Consider the following 24,894-nt stretch of genomic DNA (forward strand, 5'->3'; position numbering starts at 1 on the left):
ATCTGCGGCCATTCGCGCAGATCGGCCTTGCCATCGTCCATCAGCAGCGTGGCCACAGCACCCGCACAGGAGAATTGCAGCAGACCGTCCATTCCCGATGCTCCGGAAAATTGTTTGAGCAGTTGACCGTAGGGTGGGCTTCAGCCCACCGAAAGTGGCATCTGGGGGTGGTGGGCTGAAGCCCACCCTACGCCCACCCTACGTCAATCCTACGTCAATCCTACGTCAATCCTACGCCCACCCTACTCCGGGCCCGCAACGCCTCAGCCAACCTGTCGCGTCCTGCCGCGCCAATGGGGTTCGCGCAAGGCGGTTTTCAATACTTTGCCGGCGCCGGACAACGGCAGGGCGTCGATGAACTCGATGCTCTTGGGGCATTTGTAACCGGCGATACGTTCCCGGCAATGGGCGATCAGTACCTCTGCATCCGGCGTGCAATCGGGCTTGCGCACCACTACCGCATGCACCGCTTCGCCCCACTCCGCGCTGGGTATGCCGATCACCGCGCACATGGCCACCTCGGCATGGCTGGCCAGGGCATTCTCCACTTCGACCGAGAACACGTTCTCACCGCCGGTGACGATCATGTCCTTGACCCGGTCGACGATGTAGATGAACCCGTTCTCATCCATCCGTGCCCCGTCACCGGTGTGCAGCCAGCCGTCGGCGCTGATCGCTGCGCGGGTCAGTTCCGGCTGTTTCCAGTAGCCCTGCATCATGTTTGCACCACGCACGGCGATTTCACCGACCGTACCGCAGGGCACTTGCTGCCCCCCGGCATCGACAATCTTCACCTCGACCACCGCCGTAGGCCTGCCACAGGAACGCAGCAAGCCTTTTGCCGCGCCCTCGGCACCGTGTTGCGCCGGCCCCAGCAGACTGACGATGGGCGCCATTTCGGTCTGCCCGTAGGCCTGATACAGCTGCAGGTCCGGTAGTAGCCTGAGCACATCCAGCAGCACCTGCTCCTGTATCGGTGAAGCACCGTAGATCAGGATTTTCAGCGAGCTGATGTCGTGTTTGCGCACATCTGGGTGGTACACCAGCAGCTGGATCATGGTCGGCACCAGCAACATCGAATCCACCTGATACTGCTCGATGGCTTCCAGCGCGTGTTTCGGCTGAAACGCCGGCAGGATCACATGGGTGGTGCACTTCAGCGTCGCTATATAGCCAAACGCCAGATCAGCCATATGAAACATCGGTGCCGAGCGCAGCATGGTGCCCTGCTCGTTCAGCGTACCCAGCGCGGCCAGCTGGCTGCTGCAAAAGGCGTTGTGGCTGATCATCACACCCTTGGGAAAGCCGGTGGTACCGCCGGTATAGAAGATGCCGAGCAGGGACTCGCCACCTCGCCGGGCATCCTCGACCGGTTCTGCGCCGGCCAGCAGCGCTTCGTAATCGAGCATGCCCGCCGGGGTTTCCTCGTCGCCGGTATAGATCAGCTGCTGCAGGCACGGCACCTGCTCGAGCAAGGCCTGGCCCATATTCTTGAAGTGGTCATCGACCAGCAGGATCACGGTTTCCGAATCATTCAGCGCGTAGGCAATTTCCCTGACAGTCCAGCGGCTATTGCACGGATTGAGCACGGCATCGGCCCAGGGCACGCCATTCAGGTATTCCATATAACGGTCGGAGTTCAGGCTGAGCATGGCTACCCGGTCGCCACTGCCGACTCCCAGCTGGCGCAAGGCAGCGGCCAGACGCGAGACACGCTCGACAAACTGGCGCACGCTGAACTGACGTCCGCCGCAGATGGTCATCACCTGTTCCGGGCTGCTCTGCAGATTGCGGTGCAAGGCTTGCGTCAGGTACATGGTTTTCAGCTCCCGTTAAAGTTTGCTTTGCGTTTTTCCATAAAGGCCGCCATCCCTTCTGCCTGATCGCGGCTGGCAAAACAGCGGCGCACCGCTTCACGCTCGGCATCCAGAGCGGCTTCCAGCGGCAGGTCGCCAGCCCCGACTACGCTGCGCAACACACCGGCTACCGCAATCGGCGGTTTTTCCGCCAGCTCATGGGCAAGTGCCAGGGCAGCAGCCTTGAGTTCCGCCAGGGGATGCAGCCATTGCACCAGGCCGATGCGCAATGCCTCCGGGCCATCAATCTTGCGTGCGCGCAGAATCATCTCCAGCGCACGCTCACGCCCGATGCAGCGAGTCAGCCGCACCGAACCACCCCAGGCCGGCACCGTACCCAGCTCCAGTTCGGGCAGACCGATCTGCGCGCCCTGCTCCGCTGCCAGGCGGAAATGACAGGCCAGCGGCAACTCCAGACCTCCACCCAGACAGTTACCGTAAAGCGTAGCAATGGATGGTTTGTCCAGCGCCTCGATCATGCCCAGAACGCGCCGGCGCTGATCGAGAATCGCCTCGAAACCACCACGGTCAGCACCCTCACGCACCAGTTGCTTGAGGTCCATGCCCACCGAGAAATTGTCCAGACCATCGCTGGTGAACAGCAGCACGCGCACGTCCGGGTCGGCAGCAGCTTGCTGCACCGCCTGCTCCAGCGCATCCATATAGGCAAAACTCATGCGGTTCCACGGTGCATCGGTGTTGCTCAGGATCAGTACCGCACCGTCACGTTCGAGACGCAGGGGACCGGGTTTGTTCATCGGGACTCCTTGGCATTGAGGTTGTACCCATTGAGCAAAGCACAACTGCAGCCGGCTGCGCTGCCAGACTCCGATGATGGATAAGCTTTGCTGGGCTGAAGCCCAGGCTACAGCTGGTTATACAGTCGTTAGCTGTTGCGGCAAACGCACGGACTGGCGACCCGCCAGCACTACGAAGCATGGTTAAAGGCCGTTGCCGAAGCTGCTTTGCAGACGATCGCGCAGATTCAATAGGCGCGGCCCCAGTTCGCCCAGCAGGCGCGCTTCAGTCATGTTGAAGACCGGCCCGGACAGACTCAGTGCCAGGGTGCCGGAACCATCGGCTGCCACCAGCGGCACACCCACTGCATAGACCTCGGGATTCCAGCGGCCCAGCGAGTAACAGAAGCCGTGCTGCTGATAGTCACTGACCGCTTGCAGAATGCTCGCCTCGGTTTCCGGCCAGCTGGCTGCTTCACTCTCGGCGCCATAACGCTGCATCCACGCGTTGCGCGGAGCGGCGTCGAGTCCGCACAGATGCGCACGGCCCAGCGCGGTCAGACCGTGCGGTACACGCACGCCGAGATCCAGATTAAGGCGGAACAGCGGATGACCCTGGCTGATTTCCAGACAGACCATATGCAATTGCTCGCGCGCACCGAGCACCACACTGGATTCGGTTTCGGCAGCCAGTTGCGCCAGCAGCGGGCGCGCCGCATCACGGATCGACAGCCCCGACAGGTAGGCATAACCCAGGGCCAGCACCCCGGCACCCAGGCAGTACTTGCCCAGCTCGGCCTGATACTCCAGGTAGCCCAGCCGGGTCAGGGTGTAGGTCAGCCGGTTGACCGTGGCCTTGGGCAAACCGGTGCGGCTGGCGAACTCGCCATTGCCCAGGTAACGCTCGCCACGCCGAAAAGCGCGCAACAGCTCCAGCCCGCGAGACAAGGCGGTGACGAACTGGCGATCGGTTTCAGCTTCGCTCATGGTTTTTCCATCACAAGACTCGACAGGTGGATCAACGGATCTGCTTTTCGAGGGAGCCCCGCCCCGGCGCGAGCTCTTGCTGTTGCCAGAAAGCCCGTATCGCGGCGAGGGCGCCGCTCCCACATGGTGAATTGATCGTTCCCACGCTCCCGCGTGGGAACGCAGCCCTCGACGCGTCAGCGTCAACCCTGCCGCCCGGTAAAGCTCAGAAGCACCCGGCGGATTCTGCTTTTCGTGGGAGAGCCGCCCCGGCGCGAGCTCTTGCTGTTGCCAGAAAGCCCGTATCGCGGCGAGGGCGCCGCTCCCACATGGTGAATGATCGTACCCACGCCGGAGCGTGGGAACCATCAACCAAGCCCAGCCTACCGCCGGCAACCCTGACCTTTACTGGTAACGCGCCAGTTCCTGCTTGGCGATGGCATTGCGATGTACTTCATCCGGGCCGTCGGCAAAGCGCAGGGTGCGGGCCTGGGCGTAGTGGAAGGCCAGATTGAAGTCATCGGAAATACCGGCCGCACCGTGCACCTGGATCGCCCAGTCGAGCACTTGCAGCGCCATGTTCGGCGCAGCCACCTTGATCATGGCGATTTCCTTGGCCGCAACCTTGTTGCCCACGGTGTCCATCTTGAACGCCGCATTCAGGGTCAGCAGCCGCGCCTGGTCGATCAGGATGCGCGCCTCGGCAATCCGCTCGCGGGTCACGCCCTGCTCGGCAACCGGTTTGCCGAAAGCCACCCGACTGAGGCTGCGCTTGCACATGGCTTCCAGCGCACGCTCGGCCATGCCGATCAGCCGCATGCAGTGGTGAATGCGTCCCGGGCCAAGCCGGCCCTGGGCAATCTCGAAGCCACGCCCTTCACCGAGCAGGATATTGCTCACCGGCACCCGCACGTTTTCAAAGGTGAATTCACCGTGACCATGCGGTGCATCGTCATAACCGAACACCGGCAGGAAGCGCGTCATGGTCACGCCGGGGGTATCCAGCGGAATCAGGATCATCGACTGCTGCTGGTGCCGGTTCGGATTAGTCGGATCGGTCTTACCCATGAAGATCAGGATCTTGCAGCGCGGGTCCGGGGCGCCGGTAGTCCACCACTTCTTGCCATTGATCACGTACTCGTCGCCATCGCGAACGATTTCGGCCTGGATATTGGTGGCATCGGAGGACGCCACATCCGGCTCGGTCATGGCGAAAGCCGAACGGATCTCGCCGGCCAGCAGCGGCTTGAGCCACTGTTCTTTCTGTGCTTCGCTGCCGTAGCGCTCGAACACTTCCATGTTGCCGGTATCCGGCGCGTTGCAGTTGAACGCCTCGGGGGCAATCCACGAGCGGCCCATGATTTCGCACAGCGGTGCGTATTCCAGATTGCTCAGACCGGCACCGCGTTCGGATTCCGGCAGGAACAGGTTCCACAGCCCGGCCGCCCGCGCCTTGACCTTGAGCTGCTCCATGATATTGGTCGCCACCCAGGCATTGCCGGCCTTGCGGTTGGCTTCGACTTCCGCGTGATAGACCGCTTCGGCCGGATAGATGTGCTCTTCCATGAAGGCCGTCAGCCGCGCTTGCAGATCCTGCACCTTTGGCGAGTAATCAAAATCCATCAGTTGTCTCCTTGCTGGCGGGCAAATGCCCAGGCCATATCGGCGATTTGTCCGGCCTTGCGGCCCATGATCAGTGCGTTGTCACTCGAGGCGTTGCCCTGCAGGCCACGCAACCAGACCCCATGCAGAATCGCGGCGATACGGAACATGTTGAAAATCAGGTAGTACTCGTAACCGGGAATATTTTCCCGGTTGGTGCGCCGGCAGTAATCGGCAATGAATTCGGCCTCGGTGGGAATGCCCAGCGCGGTGAAATCCTCACCGCCCATGCCGCGAAACACATCGGCCGGCAGGCGCCAGGCCATCATCAGATAGGCGAAATCGGACAACGGATGGCCGAGGGTCGACAGCTCCCAATCAAGTACCGCCAGCACCCGTGGCTCTGTCGGATGCCACATCAGATTGTCCAGCCGGAAGTCGCCGTGGGCGATGCTGGTTTCGTCGCCCGGCGGCAGGTGTTTGGGCAGCCATTCGATCAGTTGATCCATGGCCGGAATACGTGGTGCCTCGCTGGCCGCCTGATAGTTCTTGGCCCAGCGGGCTACCTGACGCTCGACGAACTGACCGCTTTTGCCAAAATCACCGAGGCCCACGGCCTGGTAATCGACACTGTGCAACGCGGCGATTACCCGGTTGATTTCAGCGTAATGCGCCTTGCGCTCGGCCAGCGACATGCCCGGCAGTGCCGGGTCCCAGAGGATGCGGCCGCTGATGTATTCCATCAGGTAGAACGCCGTACCGATCACCTCGGGGTCATCACACAAGCCGTACATCTTCGGCACCGGCACAGCGCTGCCGCTCAGGGCCAGCATCAGCCGGTATTCGCGGTCGATGGCATGCGCCGACGGCAGCAGTTTGCCCGGCGGCTTGCGCCGCAGGATGTAGCACTTGCCGTCAGCACAGCTGACCCGGTAAGTGGGGTTGGATTGGCCGCCCTGGAACTGCTCGACCGTCAAGGAACTCGCCGTACCGCTGAAATCCGGCAGATGTTCGGACATCCAGCCGGCCAGCCCTGCGACATCGAATTCATGCACCACGCCGACCAGCTTGGCGCCCGGATTTGCCTGGGTGGTATCGGTCATGGTTATACCGCCGTGCAGCCGCCATCAACGGCGATGGCCTGGCCGGTGATGTAGTCGGAGGCCTGCGAGGCCAGCAGCAACGCGATGCCCTTGAGGTCATCCTCGTTGCCCAGGCGACCAGCCGGATTGAGGGCGATGTATTGCTGCTCGATTTTATCCAGCAAGCCGGCGGAGATTTTGGTGAGGAAGAAGCCCGGGCAGATCGCATTGACCTGGATGTTGTATTTGCCCCACTCCGCCGCCAATGCCTTGGTGAAATTGACCATGGCGCCCTTGGCGGTGTTGTAGCCGATGGTGCCCATACCCCAACCCGGCGGATTGCCGCCCAGGCCAGCGATGGAGGCAATATTGATGATCTTGCCGCCACCGTTGGGGATCATGCTGCGCTTGCCCAACTCGCGGCTGAGGAAGAACTGCGCATTGATGTCCAGATCCATCACCTTGTGCCAGGCCTCGTCCGTCATATCCTCGGCCGGTGCACCCCAGCTGCAGCCGGCGTTATTGACCAGGATATCGACCTTGCCGTAGTGACCGAGGATGCTGTCTGCCAGAGCCGGGATGCTGGCGAAGTCGGAAAGGTCGTTTTGTACGGTGAAACAGGGAATACCCAACTTGTCAAAGTGCGCCTGCGCCGCATCCAGTTCGTGTTGCTTGCGTGCCGACAGGGCAATGCTGGCACCCTGCTCACCCAGCGCCTCGGCCATCTGCAGGCCGATACCACGCGAACCACCGGTGATGACTGCGACCTTGCCGGTCAGATCAAACAGTTGCTGGGTTTTCATAACTTTGCCCTCGTCTGGCTATTGGTTCCGCTGTGCGGAATTTAATTTTGATTAGCGAAACATCCTACCGTGAAACTTCGCCCCCTGTAAAAGACCGCCGGTCAAACGAGCTGCAGGCGCACACCATAAAAAGGCTCTATCAGGGCCATGCCTCCTGCGCAGCGGCCTGATCGGGTAACATGCGCGCCTGTCCGTTTACCTATAGCCGAGAACCCTGATGTCGCAATCCTGGAGTCCCGAAAGCTGGAGAACCAAGCCGGTTCAGCAGCAACCCGAATACCCTGATTCCGCCCGCCTGCAACGGGTCGAGCAGACTCTGGCCGGCTTCCCGCCGCTGGTGTTTGCCGGCGAGGCGCGCGAGTTGCGCAGGCAGTTCGCCGAAGTCAGTGAAGGCCGCGCCTTCCTGCTGCAGGGGGGTGACTGTGCCGAGAGCTTTGCCGAGTTCTCCACCTTCAAGATTCGCGACACCTTCAAGGTGCTGCTGCAGATGGCCATCGTCATGACCTTCGCGGCCGGTTGCCCGGTGGTGAAAGTCGGGCGCATGGCCGGCCAGTTCGCCAAACCGCGCTCGGCCGGCGACGAGACCATCGGCGATGTGACCCTGCCCTCCTACCGTGGCGACATCGTCAACGGCATCGGCTTCGACGGCCAAAGCCGCGTGCCCGATCCCGAGCGTCTGTTGCAGGCCTACCACCAGTCCACCGCCAGCCTTAATCTGCTGCGCGCGTTTGCCAGCGGCGGCTTTGCCGACCTGCATCAGGTACACCAGTGGAACCTCGACTTCATCGCCAGCTCGGCCATCGCCGAGCGCTACAGCCAGCTGGCTGATCGCATCGACGAAACCCTGGCGTTCATGCGCGCCTGTGGACTGGACAGCGCACCGCAATTGCGCGAGGCGAGCTTCTTCACCGCCCACGAAGCGCTGCTGCTGAACTACGAACAGGCCTTCGTCAGGCAGGACAGTCTGACCGGCGGTTTCTATGACTGCTCGGCGCACATGCTGTGGATCGGCGACCGCACCCGTCAGCCGGACGGCGCCCATGTGGAATTCCTGCGCGGCGTGGGTAACCCGATCGGCGTCAAGGTCGGCCCGACCACCAGTAGCGAAGACCTGATTCGCCTGCTCGACATCCTCAACCCGGACAACGACCCGGGCCGCCTCAACCTGATCGTGCGCATGGGCGCCGGCAAGGTCGGTGATCATCTGCCACGCCTGGTGCAGACCGTCGAGCGCGAAGGACGCAAGGTGCTGTGGAGCTCCGATCCGATGCACGGCAACACCATCAAGGCCTCCAGCGGCTACAAGACCCGCGACTTCGCGCAGATCCTCGCCGAGGTACGCGAGTTCTTCCAGGTGCATAAAGCCGAAGGCACCTACGCCGGCGGCATCCACATCGAGATGACCGGGCAGAACGTCACCGAATGCATCGGCGGCGCCCGCCCGATCAGCGAAGCCGGCCTGGCCGACCGCTACCACACCCACTGCGACCCGCGGCTGAACGCCGACCAGTCACTGGAACTGGCCTTCCTGATTGCCGAGACGTTGAAAGAAGCCAAGCGTTAACCATACCTGATGGTTCCCACGCTCCAGCGTGGGAACCGATCCCGGGAAGCTCTGCGTCCCACAAGCGCATAACTCCCGAGACGGCATCCCCACGCAGTGCGTGGGAACCATCAAACCAAATTCATTACCCACACAGGCTTGCCTTATGCTTATCAAACTGCTCAGAAACATCCTCGGTCAGCTGATCATCTTTATCGACTTCATCACCCGCCCGCGCAAACTCAAGCGCTCCGCCGAGGCCCAGGCCGCAGTCACCCAACAGGCCGGCAATCTGGCGCTGTACCAGTTCCACGCCTGCCCGTTCTGTGTGAAAACCCGGCGCACCCTGCATCGCCTGAATGTGCCGGTGGCGCTGCGTGATGCCAAGAATGACGCCCAGGCCCGCAAAGACCTGGAACAGCAAGGCGGCAAGATCAAGGTACCGTGCCTGCGTATCGAAGAGAACGGCCAGAGCACCTGGCTGTACGAATCCAAGGCGATCATCGCCTACCTCGACCAGCGCTTCGCCGCAGCCTGAGCGGCGCCGAACCAAGCAAAACTGTAGGAGCGCCGACTCGCCGCGAAATGCCGTTCAAGCAGCGCAAAAGCTCGCGCCGGGGGCGGCCCTCCCACAGGGCCACACTGGTAGCCTGCACTCTTTGCTAGTACCAACGCCCCAGCCCGCAAGCTTCCGGAAACCATTCAAGTCCTTGCCCAACGAGCAAAACTGTAGGAGCGGCGACTCGCCGCGAAATGCCGTTCAAGCAGCGCAAAAGCTCGCGCCGGAGGCGGCGCTCCCACAGGGCCACACTGTTAACCTGCACTCTTTGCTAGCGCCAACGCCCCAGCCCGCGAGCTTCCGGAAACCATTCAAGTCCTTGCCCAACGAGCAAGTCTTCCCGCAGTATCCAAGGCTCCCCACATCAACAAGAGGAATGACCATGGGAATGTTCAGTAACATTCTGGCCAAACTGGGCTTTGGCAGCGACAAGGTCGAGGCTGCCGAGCAAGCGGCAGCACCCGCAGCAGCGCCTGCCGCAGTCGCACCCGAAGTAACCGCCATCAGCCAAGTGGATGTGGTTGCCCAACTCGAAGCGCTGGCCAAGGCCAATGCGGAAAAACTCAACTGGAAAGTCTCCATCGTCGACCTGATGAAGCTGCTCGGGCTGGACAGCAGCCTCGGCGCGCGCAAGGAACTGGCGACCGAACTGGGCTGCCCGGCCGAGAAGATGGCCGACTCGGCGCAGATGAACATGTGGCTGCACAAAACCGTACTGCAGAAGCTGGCCGCCAACGGCGGCAATATTCCGGCTGACCTGCTGTAATAGCGCAGGGGCGTAGATTCGCTACGCCCCTTTTCAGCTTCAGGCCTGGCACTGGCCCCATGACTATTACCCACCCCGTTCGCAACCCCTGCCCGCCCGGCACCTGCATCTGCGGGCGCGATGAGCTGCTCGACTCGCCCAACGCCGACCTGCGCAGCCTGCGCCTGACCCTGATGGAAGAGAAACGCCTGCTGGAGCGTCTGGAAAATATCCAGAACCTTGCAGACCTGGAACATCTGCAGCAGCGACTCTACGAGCAGCTCGGCATCCGCCTCGAAGTCGCGCCGAAGACCAGCGAAGTACGCAGCCTGCGCGGCATCGGCATTCAGGTCGAGGAACGCCCCGGACTCTGTCGCAAGATTCGCCAGTCGATACCCGCAGCCGTGCGCAAAAGTCTGGAGCAGCGCCCGGAGATCGTGCACCGGCTGCTGGATGCCAACGACCTGTTTCGCGATATCTGAAAAGAACACGCAATCAGCCGCAACCGGCTAATCCCCTGCGGGAAACGCCCCGTGCACTCTACGAAGCAATCCCGCCAGGGCAGCAAGCAACCCATCGCCTCCGGTCAGTTGCAGAGCTGGCAGACAAGTAAGCGTCATCCACCAGCTCCACTGGCGCGAGCGCAAGCCGCGCCGGTGATGCTTCAGGGCAACAGTTCAACGTCCGGCATCACAAAACTCTTGTCCCAGAGCGTGGGTTTCGCTGCGTAGTAACGCATGGTCGGATAGGGCCGCTTGCCCTGCGTTGGCAACCAGTTGCTTTCCAACCCTGCAGGCGCTTTCGGGCCGAAGTAGAGATCGACACTGCCATCCTTGTTCATCTTCAGTTTCGCAGTTTCGAATGACGAAATGCTCGGCCGCATTTCCGGCGAATAGATAAAGGCCCAGGTCGCCTGGTCGTAAATCGTAAGAGACCAGAATTGCGCTACCGGCATGTCCGCCGGCACATGCATGCGATAGTTTTTGCCTGCTTCCAGCGGTGCACCGTCTTTATCGGCAAACGGCGCCAGGTAGATGTTCGCCGCATGCTGCTGGTCATAAATCTTGGGGTAATAGGTGCCCAGGAAAAACTGCACGCCGCGCTCATCAAGCAAAAGAGTGGTGTCGGTGACGAAACTGAAACCATGATCCGGACCCGGGATGATCAAGCTCGACCAGTGCCGGTTCGGCCAGAACGGTTTACTTTGCGCGCGGGCATAGGTCTGTTGCTGCATATAGAAATAGGCATCGACTACCGCCTTGTCCATTGCCGCTTTGACAGCAGGCGTTGGCGCGTAGGGCTTACCGGGCTCGATGCCGATCGAAGCGAGCATGCCCATCATGACCTTGTCGCGTGCCTGTACGGGTTCAACGCTGACGATGTCGTAGATATCCTGGAAGTAGCGCGCATCGTAGAACGGCAAGCTCGGATAGCGCATATCGCTAGGATCGACAAATTTTTGCGGCGGAGGATTGGCCGCCTCGCTGAGGTAATACATCCTGAGCTTTTGCGCATAGTCGAAGGCATCGGCGTTGCTTGCACCTGCCAGTTTGACCGAGCGGAATGCAAAGGCAATGCGGTAGCCCGGTGAGTGGACAACCAGATAACCGTCAGGAATTGCTTCCTTATAGCCGGGCGGAACCAGCAGGTACTTACCGCCTGCGCCCTTGTCGGCCCCCAATGGGCCTACATCGGCAACCGAGGCCTGCCAGGCATCGACGATCTGGCCGTATAGCACACCCTTATCGGTCTTGGCGGGCACCTCCAGCACCACGGGCCCTTTGCGCAGATCTGTATAGGCTCCGACGTAAGGAGTGTTGGCATTCGCGGTAAGAAATTCACAGTTCGGTTTGCACGTATTCGAATAGGCGAGGATGCCATTGTCGGAGATGCCGAGGTGTTCGAACGCGCCCATGCGCAAACGGTAGATGGCGACCGCAGGCGTCGCCCAGATCACCGCCTCGAACGCGCGCTGGTAAGCGACTTGAGCATCGAGATTACTGACCGAAGGCCTGGAGCCAGGAGCGGGCTGGCCACCCAGTGGCTCGGTGACCTGCGCGTATGACTGCGTGCCGCCGAGAAGTGCCGCACATGCAAGTGAGGCAACCAACAACCGGTGAAAACGTACAGGTCTCATATTTGGGGTACTCCGTGGGAGTTGGCGTAAACCAACAGTGCAATGACGCTGATGAAATGCCGTTTGCGTGAGACTAGCTCCTGTAATCGAAAGCCATTCAGAAAAGCTGCTGAATTTTCTGCTTATCTGCATTTTTTTAATGGCCGCCTGGCACGTTTGAGTCGCTAGCCAGATCTGGGGGCGACAGACGACCGATTGCTGTGGGCTACCCCCGGAACGATAGCGGTTCCCGGCCTATGAATGAATCGGCCCTACCAGCGAAGAAAAATATGAGCGTCTGCGTCTGGCACTTTGCTATCGCTGGCGGGCAGAACATTCAGGTGGCGGGATAGCGCTGAGTACGCTGGGCAACAGCAGCCGTCAGCGGGATCCGGTAACTACGACCCCAAGCCAGCGGCTCGCAGCCGCTGTGATTCCGGCCGCTGGCAGTTGAGCTGGACCTTTTCCAGACCGAGCCAATTGGCCAGTTGGCGTAGTTGCGCAGCCAGCTCGGTGAATGCCGCCTCGCTCATGCCGGCAGCCTCTTCATGCACTGCATGAACCGCCAGAAGCCCGTTGGCCCGTTCCGCGCGCAGATCAACCCGCCCCAGCAGTTGCCCTTCAAACAAGAACGGCAACACGTAGTAGCCGTACACCCTTTTATGCGCCGGGGTGTAGATCTCCAGCCGGTAGCGGAAGTCGAACAGCCGTTCGGTGCGCTCACGGGCCCAGATCAGCGAATCAAAGGGTGACAACAGCGCGCTGGGCTTCAGCCCGCGCGGCAGGCGTGGCTCACCGCGACACCAGCCTGGCTGGCGCCAGCCTTCTACCTGCACTGGTTGCAATTCTCCGGCCTCGGCCAGCTCGGCCAGACGCTGGCGGGTATCTGCCAGATCCAGACGAAAGTAGTCGCGCAGGTCTTTTTCCGTTGCCACGCCCAGTGCTGTCGCAGCATGCAACAGCAACTGGCGCTGCGCCTCGGCCTCATCCAGCTCGGGCTGATCGAGGATCGCAGCTGGAAATACCCGCTCCGGCAGGTCATACAGGCGCTCGAACCCACGGCGGCCGGCCACCGTCACTGCACCAGCAGCAAACAGCCATTCCAGCGCATGCTTTTCCGCGCTCCAGTCCCACCAGGGTCCGGCTTTTTGCGGGCGCTTGCCCAGACTGCCGGCACCCAGCGCGCCCTCCTCGCGGACGGTCTGCAATACCCGGCGGATCAGCGGTTGCTGGGCGCGGCCAAATTCGGCCAGCTGGCGGTAGATGCCCTGCCCGGCTGCAGCGCGGCGCATCCGCCAGCGCAACAACGGATAGAGCTGCATCGGTAGCAGCGACGCTTCGTGGCCCCAGTATTCGAACAGGCTGCGCTGGCGACCGCTGCTCCAGGCCTGCTGGTCCAGCCAGTCCATCGGGTAATCACCCAGACGCGAAAACAGCGGCAGGTAGTGCGCGCGCACCAGTGCATTCACCGAATCGATCTGCAACACACCCAGACGCGCGATCAGCTTCTTCACCGTCGCCGGCTTGGGCGCCCCGCTCCCCGTGGTAAAGCCCTGGGCTGCGAGCGCCAGATGGCGCGCTTCAGACTGTGAAAGACTCAACGGCATAGCGTGCTCAGGATAACGCCGGCACTGAAGCACTCAGGCAACGGCTAGTTAGCGTCTGCCGGCAACTCCCCTGAAGCAATCAGGCCTTCGCGCATGGCGGCGACAAAGGGCTCGACGGTGTTGCTCAAAAGCTCATCGAGCGGGGTTCCCTTGAACTCGTGAATGAAGGTCTTGTTCCAGTTGCCGAACAAGAACAGGCCTGCCGGAGTATCGGCAATCGCCACACCAATTGCCAGCAGGGTCTGGATCGCGCCCGGACCTTGCCGGGCATCAGCAGCTCGCCATTGTTCGGTTGTCAGCTGTCGGTATTCGACCTCGCATCCAGAAACAGCAGATGGTGGCCGCAAGCGGGCAGATAGCGCGGCGCGCCCGTCAGCAAGGCCCTAGCAATGGATGCTGGCTCTCTTGATACCGAGCTCCTTCAGCTCGTCAATCAGGTCGTCCAGGTGTGCGAAGGACTCAATTTCCTCATTCTCGTCAACCAGAAAGTAGCTTCGTCCTTCCTGCTTTTTGAAGAACACAATCCACTGTTTAACGTTTGCCGGGTTTGCGATCACATGCGTATCAAAGTGCGCACCTTCGGCGTGCCTGGCTTTTACAACTTCACGTTTCATTTCACTACACCATGGTTCGGGATGGGCGGCAGAGCTGTTCTGGCAAACGAATCCTCTGCAACCTGAAAGCTCCAATGCGGGTCAACTTTTATTATAACGCCATGTTAATATAATGCACACATAGTCACAGGTGAGTCAGCCATGATTGCGATACGTGAAGCGTACAAGGCCGGTTTACTGGGTCGCGCCAACTGGTTGGGCAATCTGGTATCCGGCACGGTTGTCGGGGTGGTGGCGTTGCCACTGGCAATGGCATTTGCTATCGCATCTGGGGCCAAACCCGAGCAAGGCATCTACACCGCGATAATCGCGGCGCTGGTGGTTTCACTCTTTGGTGGCAGCCGGTTGCAGATTGCCGGGCCGACCGGCGCGTTTGTCGTGATTCTTGCCGGCGTGACGGCGAACTACGGCATCGATGGCCTGCAAATCGCCACCATGATGGCCGGCGGCATCCTGCTTCTACTCGGCGTATCGCGACTGGGAGCGATCATCAAGTTCATCCCCGACCCGGTGATCGTTGGATTCACCGCCGGTATCGGGGTGCTGATCTGGGTTGGTCAATGGCATGACTTCTTCGGCTTGCCCGCGATCCATGGACTGCATTTCCATGAAAAATTCTGGCACTTGCTGCAGGCACTTCCGCAGCTGCACGTAGCCACCACACTCATGGCGGTACTGAGCCTGGTGCTGGTTATTGGCACCCCCAGGATTACCTGGTTAAAGCGCATACCCGGACCGCTGGTAGCCATGGTTATCGTCACCCTGCTCCAGTCGGTCTTTCAATTCAGCGGCGTGGCCACCATCGGCAGTGCATTCGGTGGCATACCCCGTGGGCTGCCAACACCGGGATTACCCGAAGTAACCCTGGCCCGGGTTATCGAATTGATTGGTCCGGCGTTTGCCATCGCGATGCTGGGTGCCATCGAGTCGCTGCTTTCTGCGGTGGTGGTGGACGGCATGGCCGACACCAAACACGATTCCAATCAGGAGTTGATCGGCCAGGGCATAGCGAATCTGCTCACACCATTATTTGGTGGCTTTGCCGCCACCGGCGCCATCGCACGGACGGCCACCAATTACCGCAACGGCGGCACCAGCCCGCTGGCTGGTGTCATGCATTCGCTGACGCTGCTGCTGATCATCCTGTTTCTGGCCCCTCTGGCCTCGAACATTCCCCTGTGCGCGCTGTCGGCCATTCTGTTTGTCGTTGCCTACAACATGAGCGAACTCAAGCACTTCAGGCAGATGATACGGCGCGCTCCGCGTGCCGATGTGGCCATCCTGCTGATTACCTTCGGCTTGACCGTTTTCAGCGATCTGGCCATCGCGGTGAATATCGGCGTGATTCTGGCCATGCTGCAGTTCATGCGGCGCATGGCCGCCTCGGTCGAGGTGCAGCAGGTTGCCGAGTCGGAACTGGAGGGCGAACTGCGCAATACAGGCCACACGCACCTGCCTGCCGGAGTTCTGGTATTCACCATTGAAGGCCCTTTGTTCTTCGGCGCGGCAGAAACCTTCGAGCGTGTTCTGGCACAAACCCACAGCGATCCGCAGATGTTGCTGATTCGCCTGAAGCGCGTGCCCTTTATGGACATTACCGGGCTGCAAACCCTGCAAGAGGTGATCAGGCAGTTACATAAACGCCAGGTTGTAGTGAAGCTCTGCGAAGCAAATAAAAAGGTGCTGGGCAAGCTCTATAAAGTGGGGATTCTGCAAGAGATCGGTGCAGAAAATTATCATGCCGACTTCCATGCAGCACTGGCTTCCCTGGGTGTGCAGGATGCAACGCCAGCGAACAGCCAGCGCGCCGGAAGCAGCACTGACTGAAGACCGGCACTGACCTCAGGACTTGTTGTTCGAGGTCAGTGCCGGCTTGGTGGCATAGGTGGCGCCGTGGCTTTCCAGATAGTCCCTGATCAACTGGCGAACAACCTGTGATGGCGTTATATCCTGCGCGGCGCAAAGTTCCTCGAAAGCTTTCTTCTTGGTCGGATCAATGAGAACGGTGAGTCGCGCCGTTTTGTTTTCCATGGGTTACCCGCTCACTTGAGTTGCTTGATGTTAATCAAATTGTAAGCCCCCCGGTCCGGGCTGTCACCGCATGCGCAGCGGCTAGCTGACGTCTGCCGGCAACTCCCCTGAAGCAATCAGGCCTTCGCGCATGGCGGCGACAAAGGGCTCGACGGTGTTGATAAACAGCTCATCAAGCGGGGTTCCCTTGAACTCGGGAATGAAGGTCTTGTTCCAGTTGCCGAACAGGGACATGCCAGCCGGTGTATCGGCAATCGCCACGCCAATGGCCAACAGGGTCTGGATCGCGCCCGAACCTTGCTGGGCATAGGCGGCCCGCCATTGTTCGGCACTCAGCTGTTGACGCGCGACCTGGCGACCCAGGACCTGCTCGCGCACCTGCAGCAATTCGTTCCAGGAGCACCAGGCGGTGGCGGCAACCGGGCAGATGGCGTTGCGCGATGCCGGATGGGCCAGTACATGGGGAATGATCCGCCCCACATCGGCACCGGTAGACCAGGCAATCGGGGTGTCGGGATCGCCCATGACCATCACCGGTTCGAGCATGTAGTACTCGATCCAGGCGCCGGCGGGAATGATGGTGTAGTCCATCCCGGTCATTTCGATCAGGCGCCGGATAAAGGCTTTCTGCCGTGCCATCAGGCGGTGGGTGGTATCGGTCTGCGAGAACTGCTCGAACTCGTAGATCGCGCCGAACTCAGACGGCACGAAGCGTTCCACCCCGGCTTCCTTGGCTGCCCAGATCAGCGGGTACTGCGACTCGGTGGCAAACAGCGGCACGCAGGAAACCACGTAATCCGTGCCGCGCAGCGCCGGTACCAGTGCCTCGGCAATGGTCACATCGACGTGCTGGATGGTCACGCCCAGGGCTTCCCACTCGGCGTACTGTGCCTGTTTCTGCGCCTCGCTCTTGGTCAGCCCTGAGGAGGAACGCTCGGTCTGGCCTGACTGGCGCGCCAGCACCCGGACGTTGAACAAGCCCTGGCGGATGAATTCATTGACGCAGGCAACGCCGGCAGAACCGGTCGCACCATAGACGGTAACGGTTTTCTTGCTCATGAGGATTTCCCCGCTGTAATGACTCGCAAAGAACAATGGGCCTGGCAGTTGCCGTGCCCGGCAGACGGAACCAATACTGGTTCAAAAAAACCGCCGGGGCTTTCCGAAAGTGCGGGTATATTTATCAAAAAATGCGGTTCACGGAGCAATGCGATGCACCATCTGGACTGGAAAAAGGTGCGCAACGAAATTGGCACAGCGCCGATTGTCGAAGGCCTGATCGAAGGGCCGGTAACGCTCTATGTCGAGCGTTACCTGTTCCAGTCGGTCGAGTGCAGTGTTTCCGGAGGGGCTTTGCCGGTCCTGTGTACCCAGTTTGGCGGCAATGCCATCAATGAGGGCAATTTCGAGCAGGCCATGCATCGCTACCTGCCGACCCAGTCCGGCCTGATCCCGCCGGGGGTGGAAACCCACTGGCACTACTCGAGCACCGTCGACTTCGCCCTTTTTTATATCCTTGGCGGCACCGAGCCATTGCTGCAGCACCTCAGCGGGTTCCTGCGCAAGCACACCGCGCAGCTTACCTTCAGCGATGCGCTGGTCGGTACGCTGGCCCACGGCATTGTCGACGAGCTGCAGAAAGGTGCCGGCGCCGATGAGCCGTTCCTCGGCAGGATGGCGCACTTGCTGGTGGAGCGGACTTTCCGCGCGCTGACCACACCGGACACCGGCGTGATCAATCCACGGCATGCCCATTACGCCCGCCTGCAAGCGGCGCTCAATCATATCCACGGCAATTTGCAGGAAGCGCTGTCACTGGAAACGCTCGCCGCCCTCTCCGGTGTAAGCACTGCCTATTTTCGCGAAATCTTTCAGGAGGCCATCGGCACAACCCCCCATCGCTACGTGCTGGCCCAGCGCATCGAAAGGGCGCGCAAGCTGCTCACGCAATCGAGCTGGCCGATCAGCCGCATCGCCCAGAGCTGCGGCTTCAGTTCCCAGAGTCACCTGACCGCCAGCTTTCGCAGCATGCACGGCACCACGCCGGGACGCTTCCGCGCCGCAATAACACGGGCGGCTGTCGAGCCAACCAGCAAACCCTGAGCGGCACATCAGCCAGCCTGCATAGACGATGGCAGATACTGACAACCCGGCAGACAAACAAAAACTCCCGGCGACGGAGGTCGACCGGGAGTTTTTGTAGAGCAATCAGCGCTCGCAGCGCTGCAGGGCTTCAGCCCCTCACAGGTAGCGCACTTACTGGTTCTGGTTCAGCGCCGGGTCGTGGAAGATGCCGTGGTTATCCACGCCGAGCAGGTACTTGGCTACGGCCAGACGCTCTTCCGGGGTCAGATAATCCTGCGCCGGCATCGCCGGGTAATCGTCACGCTTCTTCTCCGGCTTGGCGATGTACTCGGCAATACCTTCCGGGTTCTCCATGTACAGGGCCTGGATGGTTTCCACCGGTGGGCCGATCATGCGCATGTTGTAGGCATGGCAGCCGGTGCAGACGCCGAAGTAGGTCAGCTTGCCCTTGTCCAGTTCACCCAGCGGGCGCGGCTCGACCGGCTCCGGCAGCAGATAGGTAACCAGGTCCGCGGTGGTCGAGAAGCCGCAGGTGCCATAACCACTCAGGCCGGCAGTCTGGTACTGGTCGCGGTTGAGAATACAGCTGCCACGGCTCTCGCCGGCATTCACGATATCCACATTGCCCGTGATAAAGGTGGCAACTTTCAGCGCCTTGATTTCAGGGATCGGATCGGTGCCATTGTTGTACATCACGTTGTTGAGAATGGCGATCTTGTCCGATTTGGGATCGGTTTCCGGGTCACGGGTGATGTTCGGGAAGCTGTCGTGATCGGTAATCGCGATGGCAGCGTTCTTGTTGCCGGAAATGATGTTGTTTTCCATGGTCACTTCGTCAGCCGCCATGATCACGATACCGGTACCCGACGGCACGCCGGAAACCATGGAACCCGGCGCGCCGAAGTTCACGTGATTGTTGTTGGTGATGAAGTTGTTGCGGATGATCAGGTCAAAGGTGGTCTTGATCGGCAGACCGGGAGTGATGAAGGTCAGGATGCCGCCGGCGTTGTCATACACCAGGTTGTTTTCGATCACGCCATGCCGCGAGTTCTCGAACTCGATACCGGCCACGCTGGCGAAGACTTCGTTGTTGTTCACATGAATGTTGTCACTCATGCCGACGTAGATCGCCGCATCCTCGATACCGCTGACGATGTTGTTGCTGATCAGGCCGTTCTTGCCGAGCTGCGGGAAGATGCCGTAGACGCCGGTATCCACAATGCGGTTGTTGCGGATCAGGAAGTTGTTGCCGGCCTGACCCATGATGCCGTTACCCTTGTAGTGGGTAATCAGCAGGTTTTCCACGGTGATGTTGTTGCCCGAATAGAGGATCGCATCGTTCAGCTTGCGCTCGCCTTCCAGGGTCGGCCACTGGCCCTGCTCGATCACACCGGTAATCAGGATGTCATCCTTGTCGATGTACACGGTTTCCTTGTAGGTACCCGGAAAGATGCGGATCACGTCGCCCGGCACAGCGGCACGCACGGCGGCCTGGATCGATTCACCGGCCTTCACGTCGTGCACCTTGCCCTTGCCGCTGGCACCAACCGATTTGGCCAGCGAGCCGACGGCAGCACTGGTGCTGGCGGTCTTGGCGTAACGATCGGCACCGCCGACGATGGTGGCACTGTTGTTGCTACCCAGCTGGCTGCCCAGATAGACACCCCCGCCGAGCAGTGCCAGCCCGATCGCCACGCTTAAGAGTTTCTTGCCCATTTTTATTCTCCGTTTGGTTCAGCAACGCTGAGAGTGGTTGTAGCAGATTTGGCACTATCGTGCAGAGGTAACGGCAGTCGGCCTATCGGCTGAAGGCCCGAAGGTACGCGGTCAGGTATGGCGGGGGTAAAGGATTCATCGGTCAGTGCCTGCATGAAATCGACCAGACGATCCAGTTCGGCATCGGTCAGCTTGGGTTCCCAGATATGCCAGTGCAGCTGGACCCGCGCCTTCTCTTCCTCCGGCAAGGCATGGCCGCGGCCCTTGGTATAGAACTCGGCGGCATCGCGCAGGTTGTCGAAGGTGCCTGAATGCATGTATGGCGCCGTCCGGGCGATGTTGCGCAATGACGGCACCTTGAAGCCGCCGCGCCAGTCCTTGTTGTGATACGGCACCTCGGCACCCGGATCGAACGGCCGGCCATCCGGTTCATTGACGCCGATTACCGCCACCTGCTGGTTGGTGAACAATGGCGGCGTATGGCATTCGGAACAACGCGCAACAAACGAGCGATAGATATTGAAGCCTTCCAGTTCCTTGGCCGTCAGGGCATCCGGGGCACCGTGGGCATAACGGTCGTAGGGGCTGTTCAGGGAGATCAGCGAGGTCTGGAACGCGGCCAGCGCCAGGTACAGCTGATCCAGCGTGACGTCCTGCTGTTGCTGCTCGGGAAAGGCCTCGGCAAACAGCCGGCGGTAGTCCGCGCTGGCATTCAGGCGTTCCTGCAACAACTGCGGCGTACTGGCCATTTCCACCGGCGAAAACAGCGGTCCGGTCATCTGTTCTTCCAGCGAGGTGGCCTTGGCGTCCCAGAAGAAATGCGTCAGGAAAGCCATGTTCCACAGGCTGGGCGCGGCACGCTGGGTTTCCTGGCCATTGGCACCGATGCTGCGCTTGAGACCGTCGGCAAAGCCCAGCTTGGGGTGGTGGCAACTGGCGCAGGAGAGTGTCTGGTCGCCGGACAGGACCGGATCGAAGAACAGGTTGCGGCCCAGATCGATCTGCTGCGGACTGAAGCCTTCACGGTGCGGTGGCAATGAGGTCTGCAGCCCGCCAACACCCTTGTCGTACAGCGAATCGTACTGGTCGTAGCGCGTATGCAGCTTGCAGGTGTTCTGCGCCGTGGTTTCAAACCCGGCCGGGCACACATCGGCCAGAGTTATCGGCGCGTCTGCCGCAAAAGCGGCAGTACAGCTGGCGCTGAACAGCAGGGCGAGGCCGAGTTGTGGCGGATTCAGGAATCGCACAGACAAACCCTTACCTGGCACCCAGCGTATTCAGATAAGCCAGTACATCGAGGAATTCCGTGTCGTTGATGGTATTGGCCATCAGCTTCATCTGCCGGCCGTAGCGGTCCGTCTTGTCGTAACCGCGCTTGCCCTGCTTGAAATTGTTGAACTGGGTCTGCAGATAGGTGTCGCTCTGCCCGGCCAGGGCCGGTGCGCTGAAGGCCGGATTACCTTCGGCCTTGCCGCCATGGCAGGAACCACACTTGGACTGATAGAGCTTGGCACCCTGGGCAGCATCACCACCGCTCAGGTCAGGCTTGGCTGCAACAGCCGGCAGGCTGGCCAGATAGTCCGCGACTGCCGTGACTGCCGCATCATCGGGCAGGCTCTTGGCCATCGGCACCATTGACGCCGCGCCGCTATCGCCATCGGCCGCACCACGCAGACCGCTGCGGAAATTCAGCAACTGGCGCTGCAGATACACGGCCTGCTGGCCTGCCAGTGCCGGCGCCGACAAAGCCGGATTACCCTGCCCTTGCGCGCCATGGCAGGCCACGCAGGTAGCCTCAAACAGGGCTTTGCCTGGTGCTGTGTCGGCCGCTTGCACCATCGTCGTGGCCGAGAGGCCAATCATCAACAAAGCCGGGAACAACTGCTTCATGGGTTTGCCACCGTAAGTAAAGCGCGAGCAGGAACCCGCAGGATCAACGCAGAATACATGGGACTATCGTACCAATCAAGCCGGAGAATGCCCGTGGAGATGACCGGAGCGCATCAGGTCTGCGCAGCCAGCAGAACCGCACAGAACAGCAAAAACCCGCTGAACAGCAACCGCAGGCGCTTTTCCGGTAGTGCATGCGCCAGCTTTACGCCCCAACTGATGCTGATAAGCCCGCCCATGGCCAACGGCACGCCGACAGACCAGTCAACCTCGCCATGGGCCGCGTAGGTCAACAGGGTGACCGAGGTGGCAGGCAGTGCCAGGGCCAGCGACAAACCCTGGGCAACCACCTGGCTGGCGCCGAAGATGGCTACCAGACTCGGTGTCGCCAGTACCGCACTGCCCACCGCAAACAGGCCACCAAGCAAGCCGGAAACCGCACCCAGCGGCACCAGCCAGGGCCAGGCAAAGCGCAACTGCTGGCCACCCGCCGGTAATTGGCCAAACAGACGCCAGATATTGAAGACCGCCAGCACCAGCAGGAAGCCGACAAATGCCAGACGCATGCTGCGCGCATCCAGTTGCACAGCCAGTAGTGAAGCCAGCCAGGCAGTCAGCAACCCGGAAAGCCCGAGGGCCAGTGCGTGGCGCAGATCAACCGGATTGCGCTGGTGATAGCGCCACAGGGCGAGCACCACATTGGGCACCACCATGACCAGCGCGGTACCTTGCGCCATCTGCTGATCGAGGCCGAACAGCACGCCGAGTACCGGTATCGCAATCAATCCGCCGCCGATGCCGAATAGTCCACCGAGGGAACCCAGCGCTGCGCCAAGCAACAGATTGAGCAGCAGCGTGACAATATCCATGGTCCCTCCGGATGTGCAGAAATGGGTACCCGACAGTGGCTTGCGCCGCCAGGGCATCCCGGAAGCCTGCAGATTAAGCATTGTGCTTGCCAGCGGTAAATCATTTGCATAGGGTGAGGCCTATGTTGAGCATTATTTCCCCGATTCGCTCCCTGCTCGCCGGCGTTGCCCTGCTATTGATCGGCAATGGCCTGCTCAATACCCTGCTGACCCTGCGTGGCGCCGCCGAAGGCTTTTCCAGCAGCCTGCTCGGCCTGCTGATGTCCGGTTACTTTCTCGGTTTCCTGCTGGGTACCTGGCTGGCCGTTCCGCTTATCCTGCGCATTGGTCACATCCGTACCTTTGCCTTCTGCGCGGCGGTATGTGCTTGCGCGGTACTCCTGCACGTACTGATCATTGATCCCTGGGTCTGGTTTGCTCTGCGCCTGGTTTACGGCATGGCGCTGATTACCCTGTATCTGGTCATCGAAAACTGGCTCAACGCACAAACGTCCAGCGAGCAGCGTGGCCAGGTGTTTGCCACTTATATGGTGGTCAACCTGGCCGCCCTGGCGCTGGGCCAGCAGTTGCTCAATCTGGCCAGCCCGCAAGTCTTCAGCCTGTTTGCCCTGACCTCGATTCTCATTTGCTGCGCCCTGATGCCGGTTACCCTGACCCGTCAGGCGCAACCCAACCTGCCGGAAAAGCCCAAGACCAATCTGCGCATGCTGTTTCACATAGCCCCGCTGCCGGTAGCGGCTGCCGGCTTTTCCGGGCTGGTACTCAGCGCCTTCTGGGGTATGGCGCCGGTCTACGCCAGCCTCAGTGGCTTCGACAACGATGGCATTGCCATGCTGATGAGCGTGACCATTGTTGGCGGCGCCCTGCTGCAATGGCCGATCGGGCGTTTCTCCGACAAGCATGACCGGCGCAAGGTGCTGCTATGGATCACCCTGATCGCCGCCCTGCTGGCACTGGCCATGAGCCTGCTGAGTGCCGGCCCGCTGCTGCTGGGTTTGCTGTTTTTCTGGGGCGGACTGGTGTTCTGCCTGTATCCACTGGCCGTGGTGCAGATGGTTGACCAGATGCACCCGGATGAAATTCTCGCCGGCTCCACCGGCTTGCTGCTGGTCAACGGCTTCGGTTCGGCTCTTGGCCCGGTGATAGCCGGCAGCCTGATGGAGCAATTCGGCGCACCGGCCCTGACGCTGTTCTTTACCGGCAGCCTGCTGATACTGGCCGGCTTCATTGTCTACCGGCAACAGCATGTCAGTGATCTGCAGCAGGGTGAACAAGGTCACTTCGCACCCATGCTGCGCACCAGCCAGGCGGTACTCGAGCTGTTGCCCGATGCGCCGGAGCAGGAAACACCGGCAGAAGCCGACCCTGCCGCCGGACCCGCCTGAAAGCGTTTTCTCCCGCCCAGAAAAGCAAAAGCCCGGCATCAGCCGGGCTTTTTGTCAGCACACGCAAACTCAGGCAGTCGGTGCCTGGGTACGGCCCTTGTAGGAGCCGTCGCGGGTGTCGATTTCGATCCAGTCTTCGATGTTGCAGAAATCGGCAACCTTGACTTCGGTACCGTTGGACAGCTTGGCCGGCTTCATCACCTTGCCGGAAGTATCGCCACGGGCGGAGTTCTCGGTGTAGGTGATCTGGCGCACGATGGTGGTTGGCAGGTCAACCGAGATCACTTTGCCTTCGAAGAACACGGCTTCGCAGACGTCAGTCATGCCTTCTTCGATGAACGGCAGCACGCTTTCCAGGTCTTCGGCACGCAACTCGTAGGAGTTGAACTCGGGATCCATGAACACGTAGTCGTCGCCGCTGATGTAGGACAGGGTCACTTCCTTGCGCTCAAGGATCACTGGCTCCATCTTGTCATCGGCCTTGTATACGGTCTCGGTCTTGGAGCCGTTGATCAGGTTCTTCAGCTTCATCTTGACGATGGCGCTGTTACGGCCGGACTTGGTGAACTCGGCTTTCTGGATCAGCCACGGATGGCCGTCGATCAGGGCCACGCTGTTGGGCTTCATTTCTTGTGCGGTTTTCATACGCTAATCCATCTGGAAGGAGGGGGAGACAAAAATCAGGCCG

The 24,894-nt window shown here is 60.7% G+C and carries 24 protein-coding genes; 7 read left to right on the forward strand and 17 right to left on the reverse strand.

Annotated features, from left to right (window positions below; all coding sequences use genetic code 11):
• Positions 1 to 263 precede the first annotated feature (263 nt).
• The 6 genes from BLT89_RS08595 to BLT89_RS08620 form a co-directional block, all read right to left on the reverse strand.
• Complete coding sequence (locus BLT89_RS08595) at positions 264 to 1,817, reverse strand: long-chain-fatty-acid--CoA ligase (protein ID WP_090194226.1); 1,554 nt, start codon at positions 1,815 to 1,817, stop codon at positions 264 to 266.
• Between the two features lie 5 nt (positions 1,818 to 1,822).
• A complete protein-coding gene (locus BLT89_RS08600; protein WP_090194228.1) occupies positions 1,823 to 2,614 on the reverse strand; it encodes an enoyl-CoA hydratase/isomerase family protein in 792 nt (263 codons plus the stop codon).
• Between the two features lie 183 nt (positions 2,615 to 2,797).
• Positions 2,798 to 3,580: an IclR family transcriptional regulator gene (locus BLT89_RS08605; RefSeq protein WP_090194230.1), complete on the reverse strand. Its 783-nt coding sequence runs from the start codon at positions 3,578 to 3,580 to the stop codon at positions 2,798 to 2,800.
• A gap of 384 nt (positions 3,581 to 3,964) precedes the next feature.
• Positions 3,965 to 5,182, reverse strand: coding sequence for an acyl-CoA dehydrogenase family protein (locus BLT89_RS08610; RefSeq protein WP_090194232.1), 1,218 nt, complete (start codon positions 5,180 to 5,182; stop codon positions 3,965 to 3,967).
• Positions 5,182 to 6,264: a phosphotransferase gene (locus BLT89_RS08615; RefSeq protein ID WP_090194234.1), complete on the reverse strand. Its 1,083-nt coding sequence runs from the start codon at positions 6,262 to 6,264 to the stop codon at positions 5,182 to 5,184. The genes BLT89_RS08610 and BLT89_RS08615 overlap by 1 nt, the downstream gene beginning before the upstream one ends.
• 2 nt (positions 6,265 to 6,266) lie before the next feature.
• On the reverse strand, positions 6,267 to 7,046 hold the full coding sequence (locus BLT89_RS08620) for an SDR family oxidoreductase (RefSeq protein ID WP_090194236.1): 780 nt from the start codon (positions 7,044 to 7,046) through the stop codon (positions 6,267 to 6,269).
• A gap of 217 nt (positions 7,047 to 7,263) precedes the next feature.
• On the opposite strand from BLT89_RS08620, the gene BLT89_RS08625 reads away from it, so the two are divergent.
• The 4 genes from BLT89_RS08625 (at position 7,264) to BLT89_RS08640 (ending at position 10,375) form a co-directional block, all read left to right on the forward strand.
• On the forward strand, positions 7,264 to 8,610 hold the full coding sequence (locus BLT89_RS08625) for a class II 3-deoxy-7-phosphoheptulonate synthase (RefSeq protein WP_090194237.1): 1,347 nt from the start codon (positions 7,264 to 7,266) through the stop codon (positions 8,608 to 8,610).
• A gap of 145 nt (positions 8,611 to 8,755) precedes the next feature.
• A complete protein-coding gene (locus BLT89_RS08630; protein ID WP_090194239.1) occupies positions 8,756 to 9,127 on the forward strand; it encodes a glutaredoxin family protein in 372 nt (123 codons plus the stop codon).
• Positions 9,128 to 9,530: 403 nt separating this feature from the next.
• Positions 9,531 to 9,914, forward strand: a complete 384-nt coding sequence (locus BLT89_RS08635; RefSeq protein WP_090194241.1) for a DUF3597 domain-containing protein — start codon at positions 9,531 to 9,533, stop codon at positions 9,912 to 9,914.
• Between the two features lie 59 nt (positions 9,915 to 9,973).
• Positions 9,974 to 10,375 (forward strand): hypothetical protein, encoded by a 402-nt coding sequence (locus BLT89_RS08640; protein ID WP_090194243.1) that lies wholly within the window; start codon positions 9,974 to 9,976, stop codon positions 10,373 to 10,375.
• Between the two features lie 182 nt (positions 10,376 to 10,557).
• Here the strand turns inward: BLT89_RS08640 and BLT89_RS08645 are convergent, their stop codons facing one another.
• The 4 genes from BLT89_RS08645 to BLT89_RS08660 form a co-directional block, all read right to left on the reverse strand.
• Positions 10,558 to 12,030 (reverse strand): DUF1254 domain-containing protein, encoded by a 1,473-nt coding sequence (locus BLT89_RS08645; RefSeq protein ID WP_090194245.1) that lies wholly within the window; start codon positions 12,028 to 12,030, stop codon positions 10,558 to 10,560.
• A 377-nt stretch (positions 12,031 to 12,407) separates the two neighbouring features.
• Positions 12,408 to 13,616, reverse strand: coding sequence for a winged helix-turn-helix domain-containing protein (locus BLT89_RS08650; protein ID WP_090194246.1), 1,209 nt, complete (start codon positions 13,614 to 13,616; stop codon positions 12,408 to 12,410).
• Positions 13,617 to 13,660: 44 nt separating this feature from the next.
• The gene (locus tag BLT89_RS17635) at positions 13,661 to 13,963 is read right to left on the reverse strand and encodes a hypothetical protein (protein WP_157718828.1); all 303 of its coding nucleotides are present in this window, start codon (positions 13,961 to 13,963) and stop codon (positions 13,661 to 13,663) included.
• Between the two features lie 36 nt (positions 13,964 to 13,999).
• Positions 14,000 to 14,230 carry a hypothetical protein gene (locus tag BLT89_RS08660; protein ID WP_090194252.1) on the reverse strand — a complete coding sequence of 77 codons (231 nt, stop codon included), beginning with the start codon at positions 14,228 to 14,230 and terminating at the stop codon, positions 14,000 to 14,002.
• A 141-nt stretch (positions 14,231 to 14,371) separates the two neighbouring features.
• Between BLT89_RS08660 and BLT89_RS08665 the strand changes: the two genes are divergently transcribed.
• On the forward strand, positions 14,372 to 16,057 hold the full coding sequence (locus tag BLT89_RS08665; RefSeq protein ID WP_090194253.1) for a SulP family inorganic anion transporter: 1,686 nt from the start codon (positions 14,372 to 14,374) through the stop codon (positions 16,055 to 16,057).
• A 15-nt stretch (positions 16,058 to 16,072) separates the two neighbouring features.
• Here the strand turns inward: BLT89_RS08665 and BLT89_RS08670 are convergent, their stop codons facing one another.
• Together BLT89_RS08670 and BLT89_RS08675 are read right to left on the reverse strand one after the other, a co-directional pair.
• Positions 16,073 to 16,261, reverse strand: coding sequence for a ribbon-helix-helix protein, CopG family (locus tag BLT89_RS08670; RefSeq protein WP_090194255.1), 189 nt, complete (start codon positions 16,259 to 16,261; stop codon positions 16,073 to 16,075).
• Positions 16,262 to 16,342: 81 nt separating this feature from the next.
• On the reverse strand, positions 16,343 to 17,320 hold the full coding sequence (locus tag BLT89_RS08675; RefSeq protein ID WP_090194257.1) for an NmrA family NAD(P)-binding protein: 978 nt from the start codon (positions 17,318 to 17,320) through the stop codon (positions 16,343 to 16,345).
• 153 nt (positions 17,321 to 17,473) lie between these two features.
• Between BLT89_RS08675 and BLT89_RS08680 the strand changes: the two genes are divergently transcribed.
• Positions 17,474 to 18,364 (forward strand): helix-turn-helix domain-containing protein, encoded by an 891-nt coding sequence (locus BLT89_RS08680; RefSeq protein ID WP_157718829.1) that lies wholly within the window; start codon positions 17,474 to 17,476, stop codon positions 18,362 to 18,364.
• A gap of 153 nt (positions 18,365 to 18,517) precedes the next feature.
• Here BLT89_RS08680 and BLT89_RS08685 read toward each other — a convergent pair whose 3' ends face one another.
• From BLT89_RS08685 to BLT89_RS08700, 4 genes are all read right to left on the reverse strand, one after another.
• Positions 18,518 to 20,062 (reverse strand): parallel beta-helix domain-containing protein, encoded by a 1,545-nt coding sequence (locus BLT89_RS08685; RefSeq protein ID WP_090194261.1) that lies wholly within the window; start codon positions 20,060 to 20,062, stop codon positions 18,518 to 18,520.
• Positions 20,063 to 20,064: 2 nt separating this feature from the next.
• A complete protein-coding gene (locus BLT89_RS08690) occupies positions 20,065 to 21,309 on the reverse strand; it encodes a cytochrome-c peroxidase (RefSeq protein WP_197673549.1) in 1,245 nt (414 codons plus the stop codon).
• A 10-nt stretch (positions 21,310 to 21,319) separates the two neighbouring features.
• Entirely contained in the window at positions 21,320 to 21,952 is a 633-nt protein-coding gene (locus BLT89_RS08695) for a c-type cytochrome (protein ID WP_090194263.1), read from the reverse strand.
• Between the two features lie 113 nt (positions 21,953 to 22,065).
• Positions 22,066 to 22,821, reverse strand: coding sequence for a sulfite exporter TauE/SafE family protein (locus tag BLT89_RS08700; protein WP_090194264.1), 756 nt, complete (start codon positions 22,819 to 22,821; stop codon positions 22,066 to 22,068).
• Between the two features lie 122 nt (positions 22,822 to 22,943).
• On the opposite strand from BLT89_RS08700, the gene BLT89_RS08705 reads away from it, so the two are divergent.
• Positions 22,944 to 24,206, forward strand: a complete 1,263-nt coding sequence (locus BLT89_RS08705; protein WP_090194266.1) for an MFS transporter — start codon at positions 22,944 to 22,946, stop codon at positions 24,204 to 24,206.
• Positions 24,207 to 24,275: 69 nt separating this feature from the next.
• Here the strand turns inward: BLT89_RS08705 and efp are convergent, their stop codons facing one another.
• Positions 24,276 to 24,851, reverse strand: a complete 576-nt coding sequence (gene efp / locus BLT89_RS08710) for an elongation factor P (RefSeq protein WP_090194268.1) — start codon at positions 24,849 to 24,851, stop codon at positions 24,276 to 24,278.
• Between the last annotated feature and the right edge of the window lie 43 nt (positions 24,852 to 24,894).

This window comes from Pseudomonas pohangensis, assembly GCF_900105995.1.
In the GTDB taxonomy this organism is placed as follows: domain Bacteria; phylum Pseudomonadota; class Gammaproteobacteria; order Pseudomonadales; family Pseudomonadaceae; genus Aquipseudomonas; species Aquipseudomonas pohangensis.

What these genes read in the sequence shown, in the direction of transcription:
- BLT89_RS08610 (WP_090194232.1), bottom strand. Translation starts at nt 5,182, where the DNA reads ATGGATTTTGATTACTCGCCAAAGGTGCAGGATCTGCAAGCGCGGCTG.
- efp (WP_090194268.1), bottom strand. Translation starts at nt 24,851, where the DNA reads ATGAAAACCGCACAAGAAATGAAGCCCAACAGCGTGGCCCTGATCGAC.
- BLT89_RS08645 (WP_090194245.1), bottom strand. Translation starts at nt 12,030, where the DNA reads ATGAGACCTGTACGTTTTCACCGGTTGTTGGTTGCCTCACTTGCATGT.
- BLT89_RS08620 (WP_090194236.1), bottom strand. Translation starts at nt 7,046, where the DNA reads ATGAAAACCCAGCAACTGTTTGATCTGACCGGCAAGGTCGCAGTCATC.
- BLT89_RS08680 (WP_157718829.1), top strand. Translation starts at nt 17,474, where the DNA reads ATGCACCATCTGGACTGGAAAAAGGTGCGCAACGAAATTGGCACAGCG.
- BLT89_RS08700 (WP_090194264.1), bottom strand. Translation starts at nt 22,821, where the DNA reads ATGGATATTGTCACGCTGCTGCTCAATCTGTTGCTTGGCGCAGCGCTG.
- BLT89_RS08615 (WP_090194234.1), bottom strand. Translation starts at nt 6,264, where the DNA reads ATGACCGATACCACCCAGGCAAATCCGGGCGCCAAGCTGGTCGGCGTG.
- BLT89_RS08640 (WP_090194243.1), top strand. Translation starts at nt 9,974, where the DNA reads ATGACTATTACCCACCCCGTTCGCAACCCCTGCCCGCCCGGCACCTGC.
- BLT89_RS08705 (WP_090194266.1), top strand. Translation starts at nt 22,944, where the DNA reads ATGTTGAGCATTATTTCCCCGATTCGCTCCCTGCTCGCCGGCGTTGCC.
- BLT89_RS08630 (WP_090194239.1), top strand. Translation starts at nt 8,756, where the DNA reads ATGCTTATCAAACTGCTCAGAAACATCCTCGGTCAGCTGATCATCTTT.
- BLT89_RS08695 (WP_090194263.1), bottom strand. Translation starts at nt 21,952, where the DNA reads ATGAAGCAGTTGTTCCCGGCTTTGTTGATGATTGGCCTCTCGGCCACG.
- BLT89_RS08595 (WP_090194226.1), bottom strand. Translation starts at nt 1,817, where the DNA reads ATGTACCTGACGCAAGCCTTGCACCGCAATCTGCAGAGCAGCCCGGAA.
- BLT89_RS08625 (WP_090194237.1), top strand. Translation starts at nt 7,264, where the DNA reads ATGTCGCAATCCTGGAGTCCCGAAAGCTGGAGAACCAAGCCGGTTCAG.
- BLT89_RS08650 (WP_090194246.1), bottom strand. Translation starts at nt 13,616, where the DNA reads ATGCCGTTGAGTCTTTCACAGTCTGAAGCGCGCCATCTGGCGCTCGCA.
- BLT89_RS08685 (WP_090194261.1), bottom strand. Translation starts at nt 20,062, where the DNA reads ATGGGCAAGAAACTCTTAAGCGTGGCGATCGGGCTGGCACTGCTCGGC.
- BLT89_RS08665 (WP_090194253.1), top strand. Translation starts at nt 14,372, where the DNA reads ATGATTGCGATACGTGAAGCGTACAAGGCCGGTTTACTGGGTCGCGCC.
- BLT89_RS08660 (WP_090194252.1), bottom strand. Translation starts at nt 14,230, where the DNA reads ATGAAACGTGAAGTTGTAAAAGCCAGGCACGCCGAAGGTGCGCACTTT.
- BLT89_RS08670 (WP_090194255.1), bottom strand. Translation starts at nt 16,261, where the DNA reads ATGGAAAACAAAACGGCGCGACTCACCGTTCTCATTGATCCGACCAAG.
- BLT89_RS08600 (WP_090194228.1), bottom strand. Translation starts at nt 2,614, where the DNA reads ATGAACAAACCCGGTCCCCTGCGTCTCGAACGTGACGGTGCGGTACTG.
- BLT89_RS08675 (WP_090194257.1), bottom strand. Translation starts at nt 17,320, where the DNA reads ATGAGCAAGAAAACCGTTACCGTCTATGGTGCGACCGGTTCTGCCGGC.
- BLT89_RS08605 (WP_090194230.1), bottom strand. Translation starts at nt 3,580, where the DNA reads ATGAGCGAAGCTGAAACCGATCGCCAGTTCGTCACCGCCTTGTCTCGC.
- BLT89_RS08635 (WP_090194241.1), top strand. Translation starts at nt 9,531, where the DNA reads ATGGGAATGTTCAGTAACATTCTGGCCAAACTGGGCTTTGGCAGCGAC.